The sequence below is a fragment of the Prolinoborus fasciculus genome (assembly GCF_056724605.1).
Genome location: NZ_JBWZQN010000037.1, coordinates 1 through 19,925, shown reverse-complemented (window position 1 = coordinate 19,925; position 19,925 = coordinate 1). Strand labels below are relative to the sequence as shown.

The 19,925-nt window shown below is 43.8% G+C and carries 19 protein-coding genes; 13 read left to right on the top strand and 6 right to left on the bottom strand.

Annotated features, from left to right (window positions below; all coding sequences use genetic code 11):
• Position 1: 1 nt before the first annotated feature.
• The 4 genes from hemW (at position 2) to AC1P5O_RS09955 (ending at position 3,068) form a co-directional block, all read left to right on the top strand.
• Entirely contained in the window at positions 2-1,156 is a 1,155-nt protein-coding gene (gene hemW / locus AC1P5O_RS09970; RefSeq protein ID WP_004732331.1) for a radical SAM family heme chaperone HemW, read from the top strand.
• 172 nt (positions 1,157-1,328) lie between these two features.
• Positions 1,329-1,514 carry a hypothetical protein gene (locus AC1P5O_RS09965; protein ID WP_228277135.1) on the top strand — a complete coding sequence of 62 codons (186 nt, stop codon included), beginning with the start codon at positions 1,329-1,331 and terminating at the stop codon, positions 1,512-1,514.
• 33 nt (positions 1,515-1,547) lie between these two features.
• Complete coding sequence (locus AC1P5O_RS09960; protein WP_004282345.1) at positions 1,548-2,249, top strand: IS1 family transposase; 702 nt, start codon at positions 1,548-1,550, stop codon at positions 2,247-2,249.
• A gap of 186 nt (positions 2,250-2,435) precedes the next feature.
• On the top strand, positions 2,436-3,068 hold the full coding sequence (locus AC1P5O_RS09955; protein WP_228277133.1) for an HNH endonuclease: 633 nt from the start codon (positions 2,436-2,438) through the stop codon (positions 3,066-3,068).
• A 79-nt stretch (positions 3,069-3,147) separates the two neighbouring features.
• Here the strand turns inward: AC1P5O_RS09955 and AC1P5O_RS09950 are convergent, their stop codons facing one another.
• The 5 genes from AC1P5O_RS09950 to hemF all read right to left on the bottom strand — a co-directional run bounded on the left by AC1P5O_RS09950 (position 3,148) and on the right by hemF (position 8,112).
• Entirely contained in the window at positions 3,148-3,357 is a 210-nt protein-coding gene (locus AC1P5O_RS09950) for a cold-shock protein (RefSeq protein WP_004281542.1), read from the bottom strand.
• 347 nt (positions 3,358-3,704) lie between these two features.
• The gene (locus AC1P5O_RS09945) at positions 3,705-5,528 is read right to left on the bottom strand and encodes an acyl-CoA dehydrogenase C-terminal domain-containing protein (protein WP_004732327.1); all 1,824 of its coding nucleotides are present in this window, start codon (positions 5,526-5,528) and stop codon (positions 3,705-3,707) included.
• A gap of 398 nt (positions 5,529-5,926) precedes the next feature.
• A complete protein-coding gene (gene aroE / locus AC1P5O_RS09940; protein ID WP_004732325.1) occupies positions 5,927-6,715 on the bottom strand; it encodes a shikimate dehydrogenase in 789 nt (262 codons plus the stop codon).
• Positions 6,716-6,814: 99 nt separating this feature from the next.
• Positions 6,815-7,021: a hypothetical protein gene (locus AC1P5O_RS09935; protein ID WP_004732323.1), complete on the bottom strand. Its 207-nt coding sequence runs from the start codon at positions 7,019-7,021 to the stop codon at positions 6,815-6,817.
• A gap of 134 nt (positions 7,022-7,155) precedes the next feature.
• Positions 7,156-8,112, bottom strand: a complete 957-nt coding sequence (hemF, locus tag AC1P5O_RS09930; RefSeq protein WP_004732322.1) for an oxygen-dependent coproporphyrinogen oxidase — start codon at positions 8,110-8,112, stop codon at positions 7,156-7,158.
• A gap of 237 nt (positions 8,113-8,349) precedes the next feature.
• On the opposite strand from hemF, the gene hemN reads away from it, so the two are divergent.
• Positions 8,350-9,723, top strand: a complete 1,374-nt coding sequence (gene hemN / locus AC1P5O_RS09925) for an oxygen-independent coproporphyrinogen III oxidase (protein ID WP_004732320.1) — start codon at positions 8,350-8,352, stop codon at positions 9,721-9,723.
• Between the two features lie 138 nt (positions 9,724-9,861).
• Here hemN and ribA read toward each other — a convergent pair whose 3' ends face one another.
• The gene (ribA, locus tag AC1P5O_RS09920) at positions 9,862-10,464 is read right to left on the bottom strand and encodes a GTP cyclohydrolase II (protein WP_004645027.1); all 603 of its coding nucleotides are present in this window, start codon (positions 10,462-10,464) and stop codon (positions 9,862-9,864) included.
• Between the two features lie 308 nt (positions 10,465-10,772).
• Between ribA and dxs the strand changes: the two genes are divergently transcribed.
• From dxs to AC1P5O_RS09880, 8 genes are all read left to right on the top strand, one after another.
• The gene (dxs, locus tag AC1P5O_RS09915; RefSeq protein WP_004732318.1) at positions 10,773-12,683 is read left to right on the top strand and encodes a 1-deoxy-D-xylulose-5-phosphate synthase; all 1,911 of its coding nucleotides are present in this window, start codon (positions 10,773-10,775) and stop codon (positions 12,681-12,683) included.
• A 114-nt stretch (positions 12,684-12,797) separates the two neighbouring features.
• On the top strand, positions 12,798-13,628 hold the full coding sequence (locus AC1P5O_RS09910; RefSeq protein WP_004281534.1) for an inositol monophosphatase family protein: 831 nt from the start codon (positions 12,798-12,800) through the stop codon (positions 13,626-13,628).
• A gap of 552 nt (positions 13,629-14,180) precedes the next feature.
• The gene (locus AC1P5O_RS09905; protein ID WP_004732315.1) at positions 14,181-16,055 is read left to right on the top strand and encodes a DEAD/DEAH box helicase; all 1,875 of its coding nucleotides are present in this window, start codon (positions 14,181-14,183) and stop codon (positions 16,053-16,055) included.
• 406 nt (positions 16,056-16,461) lie between these two features.
• Positions 16,462-17,280: an ABC transporter ATP-binding protein gene (locus tag AC1P5O_RS09900; protein ID WP_004645032.1), complete on the top strand. Its 819-nt coding sequence runs from the start codon at positions 16,462-16,464 to the stop codon at positions 17,278-17,280.
• Positions 17,277-18,056: a lipid asymmetry maintenance ABC transporter permease subunit MlaE gene (gene mlaE / locus AC1P5O_RS09895; protein ID WP_121980334.1), complete on the top strand. Its 780-nt coding sequence runs from the start codon at positions 17,277-17,279 to the stop codon at positions 18,054-18,056. The genes AC1P5O_RS09900 and mlaE overlap by 4 nt, the downstream gene beginning before the upstream one ends.
• A complete protein-coding gene (gene mlaD / locus AC1P5O_RS09890; RefSeq protein ID WP_004732312.1) occupies positions 18,056-18,733 on the top strand; it encodes an outer membrane lipid asymmetry maintenance protein MlaD in 678 nt (225 codons plus the stop codon). The genes mlaE and mlaD overlap by 1 nt, the downstream gene beginning before the upstream one ends.
• An 18-nt stretch (positions 18,734-18,751) precedes the next feature.
• A complete protein-coding gene (locus AC1P5O_RS09885) occupies positions 18,752-19,384 on the top strand; it encodes an MlaC/ttg2D family ABC transporter substrate-binding protein (RefSeq protein ID WP_004732310.1) in 633 nt (210 codons plus the stop codon).
• 15 nt (positions 19,385-19,399) lie between these two features.
• Positions 19,400-19,690: an STAS domain-containing protein gene (locus tag AC1P5O_RS09880; protein WP_004732307.1), complete on the top strand. Its 291-nt coding sequence runs from the start codon at positions 19,400-19,402 to the stop codon at positions 19,688-19,690.
• The last annotated feature ends 235 nt before the right edge of the window (positions 19,691-19,925 follow it).

The window sequence follows — 19,925 nt, the reverse complement described above, 5'->3', positions numbered from 1 at the left end:
TTTGGCTGAATTGAATCCTGCTGCTGTCCCTTTGTCCTTATATATTCATATGCCTTGGTGTGTGCGCAAATGTCCTTATTGTGACTTCAATTCACATGCGGTTCCGGATGGTCAGCTATCACTGGAATTGGAACAGGAATATTTACGAGCACTGGTGGAAGACTTTAAAACTCAGGTCGATTTTGCCCAAGGCCGGCAGATTCACAGTGTCTTTATTGGTGGGGGGACGCCGTCACTGATTTCTGCCCTAGGCTATCAATGGTTATTTGATCAGCTCAAAGCCGTTATTCCCTTTGCCGAAGGCTGTGAGATTACGCTGGAAGCCAATCCCGGCACAGTCGAACATGATCCGTTTGCCGGTTATTTGCAGGCCGGAATTAACCGTCTGTCGATTGGGGTACAGAGTTTTAATACCGAGCATCTCAAGCGTTTGGGACGGATTCACAGCAATGAAGATGCGATTTCTGCCATTGGGCTGGCACGTGAAGCTGGGTTTCAGCGGATTAATGTCGACTTGATGCATGGTTTGCCTGAACAGACTTTAGAACAGGCTTTGCATGATTTAAAACTGGCAGTGGAGCAGGGCGCAACCCATATTTCCTGGTATCAGCTGACGATTGAACCCAATACGGTATTTTTCCGGACTCAACCGATTTTGCCTGTCGATGAAGTATTGGAAGATATTCAGGAGCAGGGTGAGCTCTACTTAAAAGCTCAAGGCTTTATCAACTATGAAGTTTCGGCTTGGCGTAAAGAATTGCCTTCAGCGCATAATCTGAATTACTGGCAGTTTGGTGATTATCTGGCAATTGGTGCCGGAGCACACGGCAAAGTCACTCAGCCGGATGGCGTGTATCGGTTCCAGAAAACCCGTTTACCTAAAGACTACTTAGCCAAAGTACCTGCTGAACATCTGCAGTTTAAGCGGATTGAAGATGCTGACATGCCCTTTGAGTTTATGATGAATGCGTTACGTTTAAATCAGGGTGTGGAAGCCAAACTCTATGCCGAACGTACCGGTTTGAGTCTAGATACTTTACAGGAGTTACTGAGCTCTTTACGTGACAGAAAATTAATGGTTGATGATCAAGACCGACTTTCATGTACCGAACAGGGACATATCTTTTTAAATTCGGTATTAGAAGAATTTCTTTAATTATTTAATTTCTCCATTGTTCTAAAAGAAACCCTAATAGGAGTTTATTGGGGTTTTTTATTGCCTTAAATAAAATGCCTAAAGTCTGATTGACGCTTTCTTAAAGAGAAGTTTTCTGAGAATATTCAAAGATTAAATTAAATGAATATTATAATTTCTAGAGGGTGGGCAGGTGGATACATTATGGGCTTTTCAACAGATGGATTTAACCGATACCCGATTCTTTATTTTTGATAGTAAAAGTGATCATCTGGTTTATGAAGATCGGGACTTTAAAGAATATCATTGGGATCAGTCTAAATATAATCGAGTCAGGGAAGGGGATTTCTTTTTGGTGGTGTTTCAAAAAGTATGCTGAAAAAAACAATATGGCTTTTGATAAAATAGAGGTATGAAAATAACGCTACAAATCAAATGTCCTACCTGTCTAAGTAACAATATAAAGAGAAATGGCATCAAAGTAGATGGGAAACAAAACCATCAGTGCAAAGATTGCAAACGTCAGTTTATTGGTGATCATGCATTAAGCTATCAAGGGTGTAACTCAGGTATTACCGGCAAGATATTACATTTGATGGTCAGAGGAAGCGGTGTAAGAGATATTGCTGAAGTCGAGCGTATCAGCATTGGCAAGGTATTACGAACCTTAAGTGAATCGATCTATCAGATTCAGCCTAAACAAAGCCACTACGAATGTCTTGAAGTCGATGAACTTTGGACTTTTGTAGGGAATAAGAAAAATAAACAATGGCTTATTTATGCCTACCATCGAGAATCTGGAGAAATTGTTGCTTATGTTTGGGGTAAGCGGGATTTAGCAACGGTTCAACGTCTTAAAGCTAGACTTAAAAAGCTTGGGGTTCAATATGCTCGAATTGCGAGTGATCATTGGGATAGTTTTATCACAGCATTTCAATGTTGCAAGCAAGTGATCGGTAAGTTTTTTACCGTCGGTATTGAAGGTAACAATTGTAGAATTCGTCATCGAATCAGGCGTGGATTTAGGAGAAGTTGCAACTTTTCTAAAAAGCTCGAAAATCATTTTAAAGCCTTTGATTTGACTTTCTTTTACCTTAATAACGGATTTGTTTAACGCCAGCATACTTTTTGAAACACCACCTTCTTTTTATATCGACGACCGCAAAAAGCCTCTGAAATTAAAAATCAATTCTATCTTTATGGTGCAGGCCGTATAGCCAAGATTATTGCACCTACTGCCATTCCTCAAAATCATCAAAAACGCCGAACCAAACCGGTCTTTGCGAAAGTGATCGATGGTATGCGTTTTATAGATCCTATTCTGCAGTCCGATTTGGAAGATTTTCAATGGGCTTTTAAACCACGCGGAAATACTTGGGCACATTTTTTTCAACAATATGGCATGAATGAGATCACGGCAGATGATTTTTGGCGATTACTTAAATTAGCGGGAAGAGGAGAAAAACAGGACACTTTACTAGATACGCATTTGCGTCAAGAAATCCTTGATTATAGTGTTGAAGATCAATATGCAAGGGTAAAGGTTCGCGGTTCGCCACACCAGAAATTTGCTTTACAAGTTAAACTTAATTATCAATATCAATGTGCGATCTCAGGCATTAAGGCCAAAGCCTTTTTAGTGGCTTCTCATATCGTACCCTGGTCTGAAAATCAGGCACATCGAAAAAATCCGCGTAATGGAATTTGTTTATCTTCTTTATTGGATCAAGCTTTCGATCAGGGATTTATCACGTTGGATGAAGGGCTTAAAGTGTGTATCGCGAATCAGGCCAAGCAAGATGCGAGTTTATACGCCTATTTAAAACCCTATCACGGTAAGCGAATCGACGTACCAAAACGTTTTGCCCCTGATCCGGTATTTTTAGCCTGGCATAGAGCACACCGTTTTTTAGATCAACCCAATGATCTTTAAAAACTAGAGCGGTATGAGAAAATGATAGGCACAAAAAAAGCACTCTAAGAGTGCTTTTTTTCAATATCTTGCTTCTAGATTATAGAGCAACGATATTTACAGCTGTAGGGCCTTTTTGGCCTTGAGCTACGCTGAAAGAAACCTTTTGGCCTTCAACTAAAGTTTTGAAACCTGAACCAGTGATTTCGCTGAAGTGAGCAAAAACGTCTGGACCTGATTCTTGTTGAATGAAACCGAAACCTTTAGTTTCGTTGAACCATTTTACTGTACCGTTAACTGTATTAGACATAATATAACCTATTGAATCGTATGAATTTATAGCCAAAATTTCAGATGACTAACTGTAACTTTGAAAAATAAAAAGGATGGAGCTTTTTGATCTGTAATACGAAGGTTTATGACTAAAACTGCGATACTTAAAAGAAGACTAACCAAAACAAGAATTTTTCTAGTTGGGATTATCATACCGCTTATTTTCAGATATACAAGCGTTTTATTTGGCTAATTTATTAGGATGTTGAAAAATATAAAATTAAATTTGTATATTTTCTATCCAGAAAGGTTTTTTAAGTTAAACAAGGGTATCTACATCAATAAAAAGAGCGCCGAAGCGCCCTTTTTAACTCAATTTACAGCTTAGTAGTCAAAGCTAAAGTGTTCTGGTGCCAGTGCCGTCATGGTTTTAGAGGGATTCACCATCGCTTCAGCATGACCTTGAGTACGTGGCAGAATACGTTCAAAGTAGAAATCAGCAGTTTTGATTTTCGCTTTATAGAATTCTGGAACTTCCGTACCGTCATTAGAAGCTAGTTTGGCTGAAGCGACTGCAGCTTGCTGTGCCCAGAAGTAGGCCATCATCACATAACCGGAGAACATTAGGAAATCGACTGACGCAGAAGACACAATGTCACGATCCTTACGTGCAGCCAGCATGATACGCACGGTTAACGCATTCCACTGTGCACATAGCTTGGTCAAATCCCAGGCAAAGCGGCGCATGTATTTATTGCGTGCATGCTGACCGCAGAATTTCAGGATTTCAGCAGTGTAATCACGAATAACTTTACCTTTTGATGTCAACAGCACTTTACGGCCAATCAGATCCAGTGCCTGAACACCTGTTGTGCCTTCATACAGGGTAGAGATACGTGAGTCACGTACGATCTGTTCCATGCCCCATTCTTTGATATAGCCATGTCCACCGAAGACTTGCATACCGTGATTTGATGCCTCATAACCCATTTCGGTCAGGAAGCCTTTCAGGATTGGAGTATAGAACCCAAGATGGTCATCATGCTGTTCAAATGCTGCAGTATCGCCACGCAGCAAAGCATCATTCATGTTGTCGGCAATTTGCGCAGCATGATAAATCATGGCACGGCCACCTTCAGCAATGGCTTTTTGCGTCAACAGCATACGGCGTACATCGGCATGATGAATGATCGCATCCGCCACTTTTTCTGGATCTTTTTTGCCAGACAAGGCACGCATTGACATACGTTCTTTAGCATAAGGTAAAGCACCCTGGAACGACAGTTCAGCATGACAAATACCCTGAATCGCAGTACCAATACGCGCCGTGTTCATAAAGGTGAACATAGCGTGCAAGCCTTTATTCGGTTCGCCAATCAGGTAGCCAGTCGCATTGTCAAAATTCAGTACAGCCGTTGCTGAAGCGCGAATCCCCATTTTGTGTTCAATCGAACCACAGTTCACTGGATTACGCTCGCCGATCCCGCCATCTGCAGCAGCAATAAATTTCGGTACGATAAACAGAGAAATCCCTTTGGTACCTTGCGGCGCATCTGGAAGGCGTGCCAGTACGATATGTACGATATTTTCAGTCAGGTCGTGCTCACCTGCGGAAATAAAGATTTTGGTGCCTGAAATGGCATAGCTGCCATCTTCTTTCGGCTCTGCTTTGGTCTTAACTTGACCCAAGTCAGTACCACATTGCGGCTCAGTCAGACACATGGTGCCCGCCCAAGTTCCTGCAACTAAGTGAGGCAGATACGTGTTTTTCTGCTCATCGGTACCATATTGCATGATAGTGTTGATACAACCCACACTTAAACCCGGATACATCTGGAATGACCAGTTTGCAGTCCCCATCATTTCCGATTTGATCAGGTTTAAAGACATTGGCAGGTTTTGGCCACCAAATTCTTCAGGATAAGACAGACCTTGCCAGCCACCTTGTACGAACTGGTCGTAAGCTTCTTTAAAGCCTTTCGGTGTTTTTACTTCGCCATTTTCAAAATGACAGCCTTCTTCATCACCGCTTTGATTCAACGGCGACAGTACATTTTCACAGAAATCTGCAGCGCCTTCTAAGATCATATCTACCGTGTCGGCATCGGCATATTCACCATTCGACAAATTCTGGTAGTGCGCAGGGTAGTCAAGCACTTCATTCATAAGGAAGCGAATGTCGTGTAAAGGGGCTTTATATGCTGGCATGCGTTTAATCCTGATTGAAATTAGTTTTGGATTATCTGTATCGATTCTTTGATTATTCACATTCGGGATAAAAAAACATTGATGAATTCAGTGAATAAAAATGTCAGAAAAGCGAATCGATTTTTAAGGCTAATGAATGAAATCATCGAATTTCATCATTAGGTGTTTACATTACAGGAAGATTAAAAACTTGTTATATCAATGGAATTTAATGAGTTAAAAGGTGATTTGTCCAGTATGTTTTTGTATGAATTGTGCTCGGATTCAGGTCGCAAAATAACTCATTCTAAAATGTCATTAAAACCAATTCATGGTTTTTCAGCTTATAAAAAGTAGTAGGAGGAGAGTAAAGGGTTGCAGTTGCAACCCGAACTGAACTCATTGGAGAGATAGGGGTTTTAAAGAAACTCTTTTAAATCCGGCTTGATACCATTCCAGATGTAAAAAGATTCAATTGCCTGACCGACCAGCATGCCAAAACCTTCAGATGTCGGTACACCGCGTACTTTGGCTTGATCGAGAAAGGAAGAAGGTTTGCCATAGGCCATTTCATAGGCCCGTTTAAACTGTAACGCCTCTGGTAAAACCAAAGCATCACCACTGAGGCTGGCAGAGGTGGCATTAATCACCAAATCAAATTCACCGGCTAAAGTGTCTAGTGAAATCGCCTGTAATTCGACTTGCGGTACGGCATTCTGAAGATCAGCGACCAGTTGTTCCGCCCGTGCCAAGGTACGATTGGCGATCACGATTTTTTTCGCACCTGCCTGGGCTAGGGGATAGATTACACCACGCGTGGCACCGCCTGCACCAATAATTAAAATATCTGTATTTTCCAGTGGCCAGTCCAAGGCACGGATGGCTTCAACCAGTCCCTGACCATCGGTATTGTCGCCATGCAGGATGCCATTTTCCATCCATAGCGTATTCACGGCTTTGGCAATTTTGGCCCGTTCACTCAGTACCTGACAGTGGGCAAAAGCCTGTTCTTTAAAGGGTACGGTGACATTCATGCCACTACCGCCATTGCTAAAGAACTCCTGAATGTTGGCTTCAAAGCCATCCAGTGGCGCCAGAAGTTTAGTGTAATTCAGGTCGACACCAGTTTTAGCAGCAAAGGCATGATGCAATTCTGGAGAACGTGACTGTTCAATCGGGTTGCCAATCACGGCAAATTGTTTGCTCATTTCACAATGTCCATGTGCGGAAATGGCCATCAATATACGTGAAAAAGCGCAGGGACTAAAGCCTGCGCGATTTTGAATTACTGCTAAGTTATTAGGATTTTAGGAACTGCAAATATCCATAATATGTTCCGCAAACATCAGCGCCATACTGAGAACAACCCCAAGCCCAGTCAGGATACTCACCAGAATAGCGGCGCCATCCAGAATCAGGTTGTGACTCAAAATTGCGGTACTCATCGCGCTGATGGCAAGAGCCAAAAAAAGCCAAAAGGCCAACACAGGTAGATTTAATTGAAGATTATGCATTGTTATTCTCACTAGACATCAAATGGAATGTGATCGATGTAGCGATAGGGTGCCCCGATCAAATCAGATATTTCTATGCAGCAGTATAGAGGATATATCTATTAAAACAGCCCTCTATTTGAGGGCCGTTTGTATCATTTCATTGCGTTGGATTTTAATTCTGTTAACCAGTCATGTGGTTTCAGGTAGTAATCTGTTAAACGTTTTTCCGGTGAGCCTTCATCCCATTCAGGGCGATATGACCATCCGGTAAGCGGGGGCAAGCTGACCAGAATCGATTCAATCCGGCCACCAGTCTGCAAACCAAACAGGGTGCCGCGGTCATAAACCAGATTGTATTCCACATAACGGCCGCGACGGTATAACTGGAATTCGCGTTGTGCTTCGGTATAAGGCTTATCCTGATTGCGCTGGAAAATCGGCAGAATGGCTTCCAGGTAACCATTGCCTATAGCCTGCAGATACTGGAAACAGGTTTCAAAATCCCATTGATTCAGATCGTCAAAAAATAAACCACCCACACCGCGCTGTTCATCACGATGTTTTAAATAAAAATAGTTATCACACCATTGTTTATGTTCAGGATAAACTTCTTCGCCAAATGGCACACACAGATCATGCGCCGTTTGATGCCAAGACAGTACATCTTCATCATTCGGATAAAACGGGGTCAGGTCAAAACCGCCACCAAACCACCAGATCGGATCCTGACCTTCTTTTTCTGCCACAAATAAACGCACGTTGGCATGCGAAGTCGGTACATTCGGATTTTTTGGATGGATGACCAGTGATACTCCCATTGCTTGCGCTTTGGCACCAGCAATATTGGGATGGCGTTCGGTCGCAGAAGCGGGCAGCTTGGAAATGTTGATGTGGGAGAACATCACACCGCCTTTTTCAATTACCGTACCATTTTGCAAAACACGTGAACGGCCGCCACCACCTTCCGGACGCTCCCAGTCATCGATGATAAATTCGGCTGTACCGCCGCCAGTACGTTCCTGTTGTTCTAGTGCCGCACAAATCCGTGCCTGCAAGTCGAGGAGAAATTCACGAACGCGTTGAATATCCGCAGATGTAGGATGCTGCATCAGAGCCTCGTAGGGAAATAAAAAACTAATTACATCAAAGCATAAAATCAGTCAAAGATTAAGGTCTAATTTGGTGATGCAGTTGATCGGTCCAGACTTTAAATTTCAAGCTTCATAAGCAGAATGCATGATTAAATCCGACCAAATGGCTAGGTTGAATTCTTCTTTCAAGCTCAGCACAATAACTCACAAGCGCTCATTGGCTTGAGCATTTCTCGATGGTAATAGGTGGGTGTCATGTCGGTACAGGTCAATTCCCTGATTCAAAAATACAATGTTCCCGGGCCACGCTATACTAGTTATCCTACGGTTCCGTATTGGGAAGAGCAGAATTTCTCGCTGGAACAATGGAAGCAAACGCTAAAAAAGTCTTTTGATGAATCCAATCAAAGCGAAGGCATTAGCTTGTATATCCACCTGCCATTTTGCGAAAGCCTGTGTACCTTTTGTGGTTGCCATAAGAGAGTCACAAAAAAACATGAAATGGAACAGCCTTATATTCAGGCAGTGTTGAAAGAATGGGATTTATATTGTGAGCTATTACAAGAAAAGCCCATCATTAAAGAAATTCATTTGGGTGGGGGAACGCCGACCTTTTTTTCAATGGCGCATCTGGCTCAACTGATTCAAGGCATTCTGGCCAAAGCAGATGTAGCGCCTGTACATGAATTCAGTTTTGAAGGCCATCCTAATAATACCATGCGTGAGCATTTGCAAGGTTTATATGACCTTGGCTTTCGTCGAGTCAGTTATGGGGTACAGGATTATAATGAAACCGTGCAAAAGGCGATTCACCGGATTCAGCCTTATGAAAATGTTAAACAGGTAACCGAATGGGCGCGAGAAATTGGCTATGAATCGATTTCCCATGATCTGGTCTTTGGTCTGCCATTTCAGAGTCTGGAAGATGTTTTAAATACTATTGAACAAACCAATTCGCTCTTGCCGGACCGTCTGGCTTTATATAGCTATGCACATGTGCCTTGGATTAAAGGCAATGGTCAGCGCGGTTTTAAAGATGCCGATGTGCCCAAAGATGCAATCAAACGGGAATGCTATGAAGAAGGTAAAAAGAAGTTACTCGCGCATGGTTATCATGAAATCGGCATGGATCATTTTGCCTTAGAAAAAGATGCGATGTACCAGTCCTTTCAAGCAGGAACATTACACCGCAATTTTATGGGGTACACCGCCTCTAAAACCCAGGTGATGATTGGGCTGGGCATTTCTTCGATCAGCGATAGCTGGTATAGCTTTGCGCAGAATGTGAAAACCATTGAAGAATATTATGAATGCCTGGCGCGCAATGAAATTCCGGTATTTAAAGGGCATGTCTTAAATCAGGAAGATCTGATTATTCGGCAACATATTCTAAATCTGATGTGCAGCTTTAGCACCTCATGGGGAAATCCCGAATTACGTTTCCCTGAAATTGATGAAGTTTTGGAACAGCTTGAGGAAATGGAACAGGATGGTTTGATTCAATTTTCAGACTCGTCAGTCACGATACTGGAGAAAGGGAAACCATTTGTACGCAATATTTGTATGGCTTTTGATTTACGTTTAAAGCAGCGGGTGCCAGAGAACCGGATTTTTTCCATGACGATTTAATCTTCCCCTAACTCCATTTTTAAGAAAAAGAGGGAAAGCCTCCCTGAGCAAGACTTAAGTATGGCTTTAAGTCGAAGCGCAAGAAAGGGAGGTTTGGAGGGATTAAGTTAAAATAAGGTGGGGCGGGGGTTAAAAATATTAAAAATCATCCTTTTTATAAAGATGTGCCATGCGTTCGTGCTTGGTCTTGAGATATTGTTCATTAAAAGGGTTTAAACCCACAGTCAAAGGCACACGATCGATCACATTAATCCCCTGGGCTTTTAAAGCCTCAATTTTGGAAGGATTATTGGTCACGAGACGTACTGCTTTCACCTGTAAATGATCCAGCATGATGCTGCACATATCATACTGACGTGCATCTGCTGGCAGGTTCAGCATTAAATTGGCATCTACGGTGTCATGTCCCTGATCTTGCAGGGCATAAGCGCGAATTTTATTGGTCAGGCCAATGCCACGACCTTCCTGACGCAAATACAGAATGACTCCGCGGCCTAATTCATTGATCAGTTTTAAAGTCGCTTGCAATTGCGGGCCACAGTCGCATTTGAGTGAAGCAAAGGCATCACCGGTTAAACATTCAGAATGCACACGCACCACTACAGGCTCATCTGATACTTCTTCAAGTCCTTTGGAAAGTGCGACATGTTCTTCGCCAGTCTTAGGGTCTTGAAATACAGTAATTTTAAATTCACCGTGAGCGGTAGGTAATCTTGACGTTGCGACAAATTCGATTGGCACAGCTGAACCCGTTAAATCCTGAAATTGGCTAAAGTATAGCGTAATGCTTGAACATTGGTAGAATTGCAAAGTCGAAATTCTGCAATAGATTTTCTTTTTTGTAGAAAGCGAACGATAATAGTTGATAAATAGTAAGATTATTCAGGATAATCGTAGGCTGCAATTTTTCACCCCGACGAGATCATTGTTTAATATTGCATCGCTAGAAGCGTAGCTGAATTGAAGCTGCTACAATTCAGCTATATGATCGGGTACTCCCCATTGACCTAGCTTTAGATTTGCCAGGCTTTAGAAGGCTTTGCCATAATATGCTGTATACAGAAATCCCAACTCAACGCCCTGTAACACCGTTGCTTGATGCGATCAATCATCCTGAGCAACTGCGTGCACTCGAGCAAAGCCAGCTGGAACAAGTGGCGGATGAGTTACGTCAATTCATTTTGTATGCTGCCGGGCAAAGTGGCGGACATTTTGGTGCCAACCTCGGTGTAATTGAGCTCACCGTGGCCTTACACTATTGCTTTAATACGCCACATGATCGCCTGATCTGGGATGTAGGTCATCAGGCCTATCCGCATAAAGTGTTGACTGGTCGTCGTGAACAGCTCACCACCATTCGTGCCAAAGACGGTCTGGCAGCGTTCCCGGCTCGTGAAGAATCTGAGTTTGATACTTTTGGGGTAGGGCATTCTTCGACGGCAATTTCTGCTGGCCTAGGTATGGCGCTTGCACGTCGTTATCAGAATAATCCGTGTGAAGTTGTGTCAATTATTGGCGATGGCGCCATGACGGCAGGTATGGCTTTTGAAGCCTTGAATGATGCCGTGGCACACAGTGCTGATCTGATGGTGGTGCTGAACGACAATGATATGTCGATTTCTTGCAGTACCGGTGGTTTTGCCAAACATCTGGCTGCCATTTGGGAGCGCGGTGAGTTCGTTAATGTTACCGAGCAGGGTGAGGCATATGTACAGCCACATCCAGAATGGTTGTATAACTCGCGTTTGCACAGTGCAGCGACCGATGCTGCAGATAACTTATTCCAAGCCATTGGCTTTGACTATTTTGGCCCGTACGATGGTCATGATGTCAAACAGCTGGTGCATGTCTTTAATGCGCTGAAAAAGCGTAAAGGCCCACGCCTGATTCATATCTATACTAAAAAAGGCAAAGGCTTTGCTCCGGCAGAATCCGATCAAATCAAATATCACGCGATTAGCAAAATCAACGCCGTTGCCGCCAGCAATACTGCACCGAAATATTCGGATGTATTTGGACAATGGCTTTGCGATGAAGCGGCACAAGATGCCCGTTTGCTCGCAATCACACCTGCGATGTGCGAAGGCTCAGGCATGGTCAAATTTGCCAAAGAATATCCAGAACGTTTCTTTGATGTCGCGATTGCCGAACAGCATGCGGTTACCTTGGCTGCCGGTATGGCTTGTGAGGGCTTGAAGCCGGTGGTTGCAATTTACTCGACTTTCCTGCAACGCGGTTATGATCAACTGGTACATGACGTGGCTTTGCAGAATCTGGATGTTACTTTCGGTATTGATCGTGCCGGTCTGGTTGGTGAAGATGGGCCGACGCATGCCGGTGCTTATGACTATGCCTATATGCGTACTATCCCGAATATCGTGATCATGGCGCCGAAAGACGAAAATGAATGCCGTCAAATGCTGCATACAGCGTATTTGTATCCAGGGCCGGCAGCGGTACGTTATCCGCGTGGCAATGGACTGGGCGTCGATATCCAGCAAAAGATGATCGAGATTCCGATCGGTCAGGCGGAAATTGTGGCCAGCTTTAATGGGCAGTATGATGAATATATTTCTGTACTGGCATTTGGTAGCCGGGTACAGGCTGCAGTCGACGCTGCTGAAGCATTTGCCGTGAAACATGAGATTGGCGTGCGTGTGGTTAACATGCGTTTTGTCAAACCACTGGATACTCAAATGCTCGATGATCTCGCTTTAAGCACCAGTCTGTTTGTCACGGTGGAAGAACATGCAGTGATGGGCGGTGCAGGTAGTGCCGTGAATGAATATCTGGCAGAAGCACAGATTGTCAAACCGATGTTGAATCTGGGTCTGGATGATACGTTTATGGCGCAAGCGACCCATGCACAGATGTTGCAGCAAGCGGGTCTGGATGCGCAAGGCATTGAAAAATCGATCAATCAGGCTTGGTCCAGCCTGGGGCAAAGCGTCTTGTCATAAGTTCTTAAAAATTTTAGACACATTTTTCCCAAAAAAGCCCCGATATTTGCTAAGATATCGGGGCTTTTATGCATTATTCTTTATCAGTGTCTTCAAATTTGTAGTGGGTGTTCAATGGAACCTATGGTGGTGATGGCTGCGCGTGCGGCTCAGTTAGTTGGTCAAGAGCTTTTAAAAGCGCATCAGAATCGTCATAAACTCGATCTACAAGTCGAAGAAAAAGGAATTGATGGTCCGGTAACGCGTGTAGATCGTTATTTGGAACAGTTGACCATCGATACCCTACGTAAAAGCTATAAAAATCACAGTTTCCTTGGTGAAGAGTTTGGCTATCAGGAAGGTAAAGGTCATGACGCCGATTGGTGTTGGGTGATCGATCCGCTAGATGGTACTTTAAACTTCATTAACGGTTTCCCGCATTTCTGTATCTCTATCGCAGTTCAGCACAAAGGCATTACTCAACACGGGGTGATTTATGACCCGGTGAAAGATGAGCTATTCTCTGCCAGTCGTGGTCGTGGTGCCATGATGAACCAGCGCCGTATTCGTGTGAATGTTAAAGACAGCCTGGAAAATACTTTTATGGCTGTTGGTCACGCTTATCGTGCCAAGCGTAATGGCGAAGTTGTGTCTTATGCCAAGAACCATTTTCAAACCCTGTTAAATGTAACTGAAGCTGGCGCGCAATATCGTCGTTCAGGTTCTGCAGCATTGGATTTAGCCTATGTTGCTGCAGGTCGTTTCGATGGTTATTTCGAACTTGGTTTAAAGCCTTGGGATATCGCAGCTGGCGAATTGATCGTGAAAGAAGCAGGCGGTACTGTAGTTGATGCACGTGGTGGTAGCGACTCTATGGAAAATGGTCAAGTTTTGGCTTGTTCAATGAAAATGCTTAAGCCTTTAATGCAAGCAGTTGTTCCTGCTTGGGGTGAAGCAGCAAAATAATCGGGTTTAGATGAATCAGATCTAATATTGAGAAAAGGCGTCCTTCGGGATGCCTTTTTTATGCATGGGAATCTAGGTCACCAGTTACTGATATAAAGTTGTTGATCTTTGATTGAATACTGGAAATATCAGGTGAATTGGCGAAAAGTGACTTTTTATACCACCTGTTACATTTTTTATTATATTTTAAGTATTAGAAATATATAGATAAATTATGAATAAGGAAAATTAGTTTTAAAACTTAATGACATTGTGGAATATTCTGCTATAATTCCGCCACGCACTTAATTTCTGTTCTTTACCTGAACACTATCTTCTAATCATTGTATGCGCGTGCTGTCCATAGAGAGGACATATCCTTCGCGCCCCAATCGCTTAAGCGATTCCTTCAGGTTTGCGGCCGTAATCATGCGTGCGTTATATCCACATCGTCGTTACTCGGATCGCTGCTGAATCCTAATATTTTCAGCATTATTTGCTGTGCCGCTTTTTGCCGATGTCCATAATTGTTATTTATTAAATGGAGCACCCACTTCAGGGTGAATACTCTCTATGAGCAAAACTTTTGCTGATTTTTCCCTCGACGAATCTCTAACCCAGGCTCTCGACGCTTTAGGCTTTACTACTCCTACTCCTGTACAAGAACAAGCGATTCCAGCTGCGCTTGAAGGCAAAGACCTTCTTGTGTCAAGCCAAACAGGTTCTGGTAAAACTGCTGCATTCTTACTGCCTACGTTAAATGCGTTGGCAAACCAAGATACATTAGTACCGTTTAAAGACCGTATGAAAGCGGTTACTCAACCGAATATTTTGGTGATTTCACCGACTCGTGAATTGGCACAACAGGTATGTCAAGACGCAATCGCATTTGTACGTCACATGAAAGGTGTTCGTATTGCGGCAATCATGGGCGGTATGCCTTTCGGTAAGCAAATTCAACAGTTAAAAGGCGCGCAAGTTGTTGTTGCAACTCCAGGTCGTCTACTTGACTTGGTGAATCGTCGTCAAATCAAATTGGATAAAGTTGACGCGTTAATCGTCGATGAAGCTGACCGTATGCTTGACCTGGGTTTCTCTGAAGACTTAGAAGCAATTGGTGAGTTGGCTGCAAACCGCAAACAGACTCTTATGTTCTCTGCGACTTTTGCACCACGTATCATTACACTTGCAGAACGCATGATGAATGACCCAATGCGTATTTCGATCGAAACTGGTCACTCTACAAATACTGATATTACTCAGACTTTGCATTGGACTGACGGTTTCGAGCACAAGAAAAAACTTCTTACTCACTGGTTGAACGAAGAAGACGTTGATCAAGCAGTTGTATTTGCGTCAACTCAAGAAGATACAGATATGTTGGCTGAAGAACTTGCTGAAGCAGGTCTATCAGTTGTAGCGCTTCACGGTGCTATGCCACAAACTGTTCGTAACCGTCGTTTACGTAGCATTCGTGAAGGTCGTGCGAAGATTCTGGTTGCAACTGACGTTGCAGCGCGTGGTCTTGACGTACCAACAATTTCACACGTAATCAACTTCGGTCTTCCAATGAAGAACGAAGACTATGTACACCGTATCGGTCGTACAGGTCGTGCGGGTCGTACTGGTAAAGCAATTACTTTGGCGACTTACCGTGAACGCGGTAAAATCCGTGCTTTGGAAGACTTCCTTGATGCGCGTCTAAACGTATCTGAAATTGAAGGTCTTGAGCCATCTCCACCTCCTGCACGTGGTAGCCGTGATGGCGCTGGTCGCGGTCGTGGCCGTGATGGCGGTCGTCGTGATGGCGGTCGTGGTGGTTTCGGTGGCGGTCGTCGTTTTGAAGGCGAAAGCAACTTCAAACGTCGTGAAGGCGGTGATGATCGTCCACGTCGTAGCTTCGATGACAAACCTCGTGGCGAACGTCCAGCATTTGGCGAAGATCGTCCACGTCGTGACTTTGGTGATCGTCCTGCTCCACGTCGTGAAGGCGGTTTCGGTGATCGTCCACAACGTTCGTTTGATGACCGTCCAAAGCGTGACTTCGGTGATCGTCCTGCTCCACGTCGTGAAGGCGGTTTCGGTGATCGTCCACAACGTTCGTTTGATGACCGTCCAAAGCGTGACTTCGGTGATCGTCCAGCTCCACGTCGTGAAGGTGGTTTTGGTGACCGTCCTCGTTCTAATGATGACAACCGTGGCAACCGTGTAGATTATAAACCAGCTCGTGAAGGCGGTTATGGTGATCGTCCAAAACGTGATTTTGGTGATCGTTCAGCTCCACGTCGTGAAGGCGGTTTCGGTGATCGTCCAGCGCGTTCATTCGGTGATGACCGTCCAAAGCGTGATTTCGGTGATCGTCCAGTACGTCGCAACTTTGATGACAAGCCACGTGGTGAACGTTCGTTCGGTGGTGAAGATCGTCCACGTCGTAAATTTAACGACTAATTCAGTCGCTAGATGAAGATAAAAAAACCGGTAGAAATACCGGTTTTTTTATGCATTGAGTTTTTTGCTTTTTAACGTAAAATGTCTACTAAATCATATTTTGTCAGGGTTATGATAATTATTAATATGAAAAGCTTAGCTCTTCGATCTCAATTGATAGAGGTGTATATGCCATATATCGCATTGACTTTGATTTTATGTAATATTATCTATTATTTATACAGTCTTTTTAATTAATCAATGTGCTTGAATCAAGCTTAAGTGCATATTTTTATTATAAAAAATACGAAATAATCCATTGTTGTCATTTTTTTATGATATTAAACCATCTTTTTCAACTGCTAACATTTTGAACTTCGTTCCTTTATAGTATGCATGCTGAAAAAATGCAGGAATAAACTCAGCTATGAAAAATCAAACAGCGCGAGATACTCAATCTCTGATTGAAGTCAAGAATCTGAGCTTCAAGCGGGGTGAGCGCGTGATTTATGACGACGTGAGTTTAAATATTCGTCGTGGGCAGATTACCGCCATTATGGGACCATCCGGTACTGGTAAAACCACCTTATTAAGACTGATTGGTGGGCAGCTGGTTCCTGAGCACGGTCAGGTTTTATTGGACGGCAAGGATATTGCCACGATGTCACGTTCCGAACTTTTTTCAGCACGTGCACGGATGGGCATGCTGTTTCAGAGCGGTGCTTTGTTTACCGATATGAGCGTGTATGAAAATGTCGCATTTCCGATTCGGGCACATACCAAATTGCCGGAACATCTGATTAAGGAAATCGTGGCACTGAAGCTGGAATCAGTCGGTTTACGTGGTGCAGAACAGATGATGCCATCTGAACTATCCGGTGGTATGAACCGACGCGTGGCTTTGGCCCGTGCGATTGCGCTAGATCCTGAGCTGATCATGTACGATGAACCGTTTGCCGGACAAGATCCGATTGTGATGGGCGTTTTGACTCGTCTGATCCGTTCATTACGTGAAGCACTAGACTTGACCACGATTATTGTCTCGCATGATGTTGCAGAAACTTTATCGATTGCGGACTACATTTATGTGGTGGCAGAAGGCAAAATTCAGGGCGAGGGCACACCAGCAGAGCTGAAAGCGCATCCGTCTGCTTTTGTACAGCAATTCCTGACCGGTTCGGTAGAAGGTCCGGTGGATTATCAGTTTAGTCATCAAGCTTATTTAAGTGATGAGGTTCGTTCATGAATGTAATTGCCGCATTAGGTAGACGCGTTATTGAACGTGTACAGGGGATTGGGGTCGCGACCCTGATGCTGTTGCAGATTTTATTTTCCATGCCGACCTGGCTTGGCGTAAAGCTGTTTATTTATCAGATGTATCGGGTTGGGGTATTGTCCCTGCTGATTATTATGGTTTCTGGCCTGTTTATTGGTGCCGTGCTTGGTTTGCAGATGTTTAGCATCTTGTCGACCTTTGGTAGTGAGTCGATGCTAGGAACAGCGGTCGCGTTGACCTTGCTGCGTGAACTGGCACCTGTGGTCGCTGCTTTGCTATTTGCAGGACGTGCCGGTTCAGCCTTGACTGCGGAAATTGGCCTGATGAAAGCTACTGAACAATTGTCCAGTATGGAAATGATCGGTGTCGATCCATTGAAGCGGGTGATTTCGCCGCGTCTTTGGGCAGGGATTTTTAGCTTGCCAATGCTTTCCGTCATCTTTGCCGCAGTTGGCATTATGGGCGGTAAAATGGTCGGGGTAGATTTCCTGGGTGCCGATGAAGGCGCTTATTGGAGCGGCATGGAAAGCAGCGTGCAATTCTATAAAGATGTCTTGAATGGCACCATTATTAAAAGTTTTGTATTCGCATTAATTTGTACCTGGATTGCGGTGTATCAAGGCTATGCTTGTGTCCCGACATCGGAAGGTATTGCAACTTCTACAACGCGTACAGTCGTGTATTCTTCGCTGTGCGTTTTAGGCTTTGACTTTGTGTTGACTGCGGTCATGTTCGGAGGTGTTTAATGAAATCACGTACTAGTGAGCTGGCCGTTGGTGTTTTTGTTATTTTGTTTGCGATTGCCTTATTTTTCCTGGCGATGCGTGTCAGTGGTCTGGTCGGACACAATATTTCCGACAGCTATAAAATGACAGCGACTTTTGAAAATGTAAATGGGATCAAGCCGCGTGCTAAGGTGGCATTGAGTGGTGTGAAAGTGGGGCAGGTGGATGACATTACCCTGGATCCAGTGACGCGTCTGGCGACCGTACATATGACCCTAGATGGCTCCTTGACCTCGTTTAATACTGAACAGTTAAAGCAGGTTCAGCAGGAAGCACTGGAAGAGTTACGTTATAGTTCAGACTATACTGCGGCTACCCCTGCGCAACAAAAAGACATGGAAAAACAACTCTTAGCTAACATGAAATCCATCACCAATATTGATGAGGATGCTTATATTATGGTAGCGACCAATGGGTTATTGGGTGAAAAATACCTGAAAATTATTCCAGGTGGTGGTCTGAACTATTTGCAGCGCGGTGATCAGATTGCCAATACCCAAGGCACCATGGAAATTGAAGATTTAGTGACGAAGTTCATTACTGGCGGTGCCGGTAAATCGTCGGATAGTCAAGAAACTGCCCCAGAACAGGCGACAGTTTCAGAATCGACTGATGCAGAACCTGCATTTGTTGAATAATAGATTGAGGAGATTTCAGTGAAGACTTTAGTAAAACAAACGCTTACAGCAAGCATTCTTTCCACAATGGTTGCTGGTACAGTGTTTGCTGCACCGTCTGAAGCACCACCTGCTTTTATTAAAAAAGTGGCAGATGGTTTGATTGAGCGCCTCAAAGCTGATAATGCAAAATTGCAGAACAATCCGGCGCTGGTCAAAGCGATTGTCCGCCAGAATTTGGATCCATACATTGATTCACAGTCTTTCACGCGTATTGTGATGGGGACTTATGCAACGAACCAGTATAGTACGGCTGCACAGCGCGCACAGTTTGAAAAGAATTTCCGTGAAACGCTCATTGAAAATTATGGTTCTGCATTTTCCAAGTTCAGCAATCAGACCTATAGCGTACGTCCATACAAGGCTAGCAATAGCAAAAACCCTGTTGTAACCATCGACTTTAATAATAAAGGCGAAAAAATTCCGGTAGCGTTTCAGCTGGTGGACAAAGGTTCACAATGGAAAATCCGCAACATCAATGTATCGGGTATTGATCTAGGTTTGCAATTCCGTAACCAGTTTGCTGCGACAGTCAAACGTAATGGCGGTAACATAGATAAAGCTATTGCTAACTTCAAACCGGATGCAGAAGCTGCAATCGACAAGAAATAATCAGATAGGTGAGCCGTGATTGTATTCAAGGATCAGGAATTGCAGGTTTCAGGCAAGATTGACTATGCTAATGCGCAGGACTATTACTTAGATGGTCTGCGTGTGGTTCAGTCGCAGAGCAAGTTTCCGCTTGTGGTTAATCTGGCTGGGCTTGAAAGTGGCAGTACTTTGGCTTTGGCAGTATTGGTGCGCTGGTTGCGCCAGACTCCTCAAGCGCAAGGACTACAGTTTAAAGCTGTCCCTGCTAAAATGATGAATATCATTCAGGCCTGTCATTTACAGGATGATTTACAAATCATTCAGTAAATAAAAAAGCACCGAAAGGTGCTTTTTTATTGTTGATACATTTTAAAAGTAAATTCCTTCCTTTATCAAAAGGAGGTTAGGAAGGATTAAAATATGACCTCACCCTAACCCTCTCCTAAAAGGCATAGGTATCTACACATCTATGAGATACCTAATGCCATTGTGGCTATCTCATTGAGTTCATCTATTGAATATTCCGAGAGCAGTTGAAGAGTGTTCAGTAAAATCGAAAGCC

Bases quoted from the DNA above. Each gene is read 5' to 3' on its own strand.
- AC1P5O_RS09945 (WP_004732327.1), bottom strand. From the start codon at position 5,528: ATGCCAGCATATAAAGCCCCTTTACACGACATTCGCTTCCTTATGAAT.
- AC1P5O_RS09900 (WP_004645032.1), top strand. From the start codon at position 16,462: ATGAAAAATCAAACAGCGCGAGATACTCAATCTCTGATTGAAGTCAAG.
- hemF (WP_004732322.1), bottom strand. From the start codon at position 8,112: ATGCAGCATCCTACATCTGCGGATATTCAACGCGTTCGTGAATTTCTC.
- hemN (WP_004732320.1), top strand. From the start codon at position 8,350: ATGTCGGTACAGGTCAATTCCCTGATTCAAAAATACAATGTTCCCGGG.
- AC1P5O_RS09960 (WP_004282345.1), top strand. From the start codon at position 1,548: ATGAAAATAACGCTACAAATCAAATGTCCTACCTGTCTAAGTAACAAT.
- aroE (WP_004732325.1), bottom strand. From the start codon at position 6,715: ATGAGCAAACAATTTGCCGTGATTGGCAACCCGATTGAACAGTCACGT.
- dxs (WP_004732318.1), top strand. From the start codon at position 10,773: ATGCTGTATACAGAAATCCCAACTCAACGCCCTGTAACACCGTTGCTT.
- AC1P5O_RS09935 (WP_004732323.1), bottom strand. From the start codon at position 7,021: ATGCATAATCTTCAATTAAATCTACCTGTGTTGGCCTTTTGGCTTTTT.
- AC1P5O_RS09910 (WP_004281534.1), top strand. From the start codon at position 12,798: ATGGAACCTATGGTGGTGATGGCTGCGCGTGCGGCTCAGTTAGTTGGT.
- AC1P5O_RS09905 (WP_004732315.1), top strand. From the start codon at position 14,181: ATGAGCAAAACTTTTGCTGATTTTTCCCTCGACGAATCTCTAACCCAG.
- AC1P5O_RS09950 (WP_004281542.1), bottom strand. From the start codon at position 3,357: ATGTCTAATACAGTTAACGGTACAGTAAAATGGTTCAACGAAACTAAA.
- mlaE (WP_121980334.1), top strand. From the start codon at position 17,277: ATGAATGTAATTGCCGCATTAGGTAGACGCGTTATTGAACGTGTACAG.
- AC1P5O_RS09955 (WP_228277133.1), top strand. From the start codon at position 2,436: ATGCGTTTTATAGATCCTATTCTGCAGTCCGATTTGGAAGATTTTCAA.
- mlaD (WP_004732312.1), top strand. From the start codon at position 18,056: ATGAAATCACGTACTAGTGAGCTGGCCGTTGGTGTTTTTGTTATTTTG.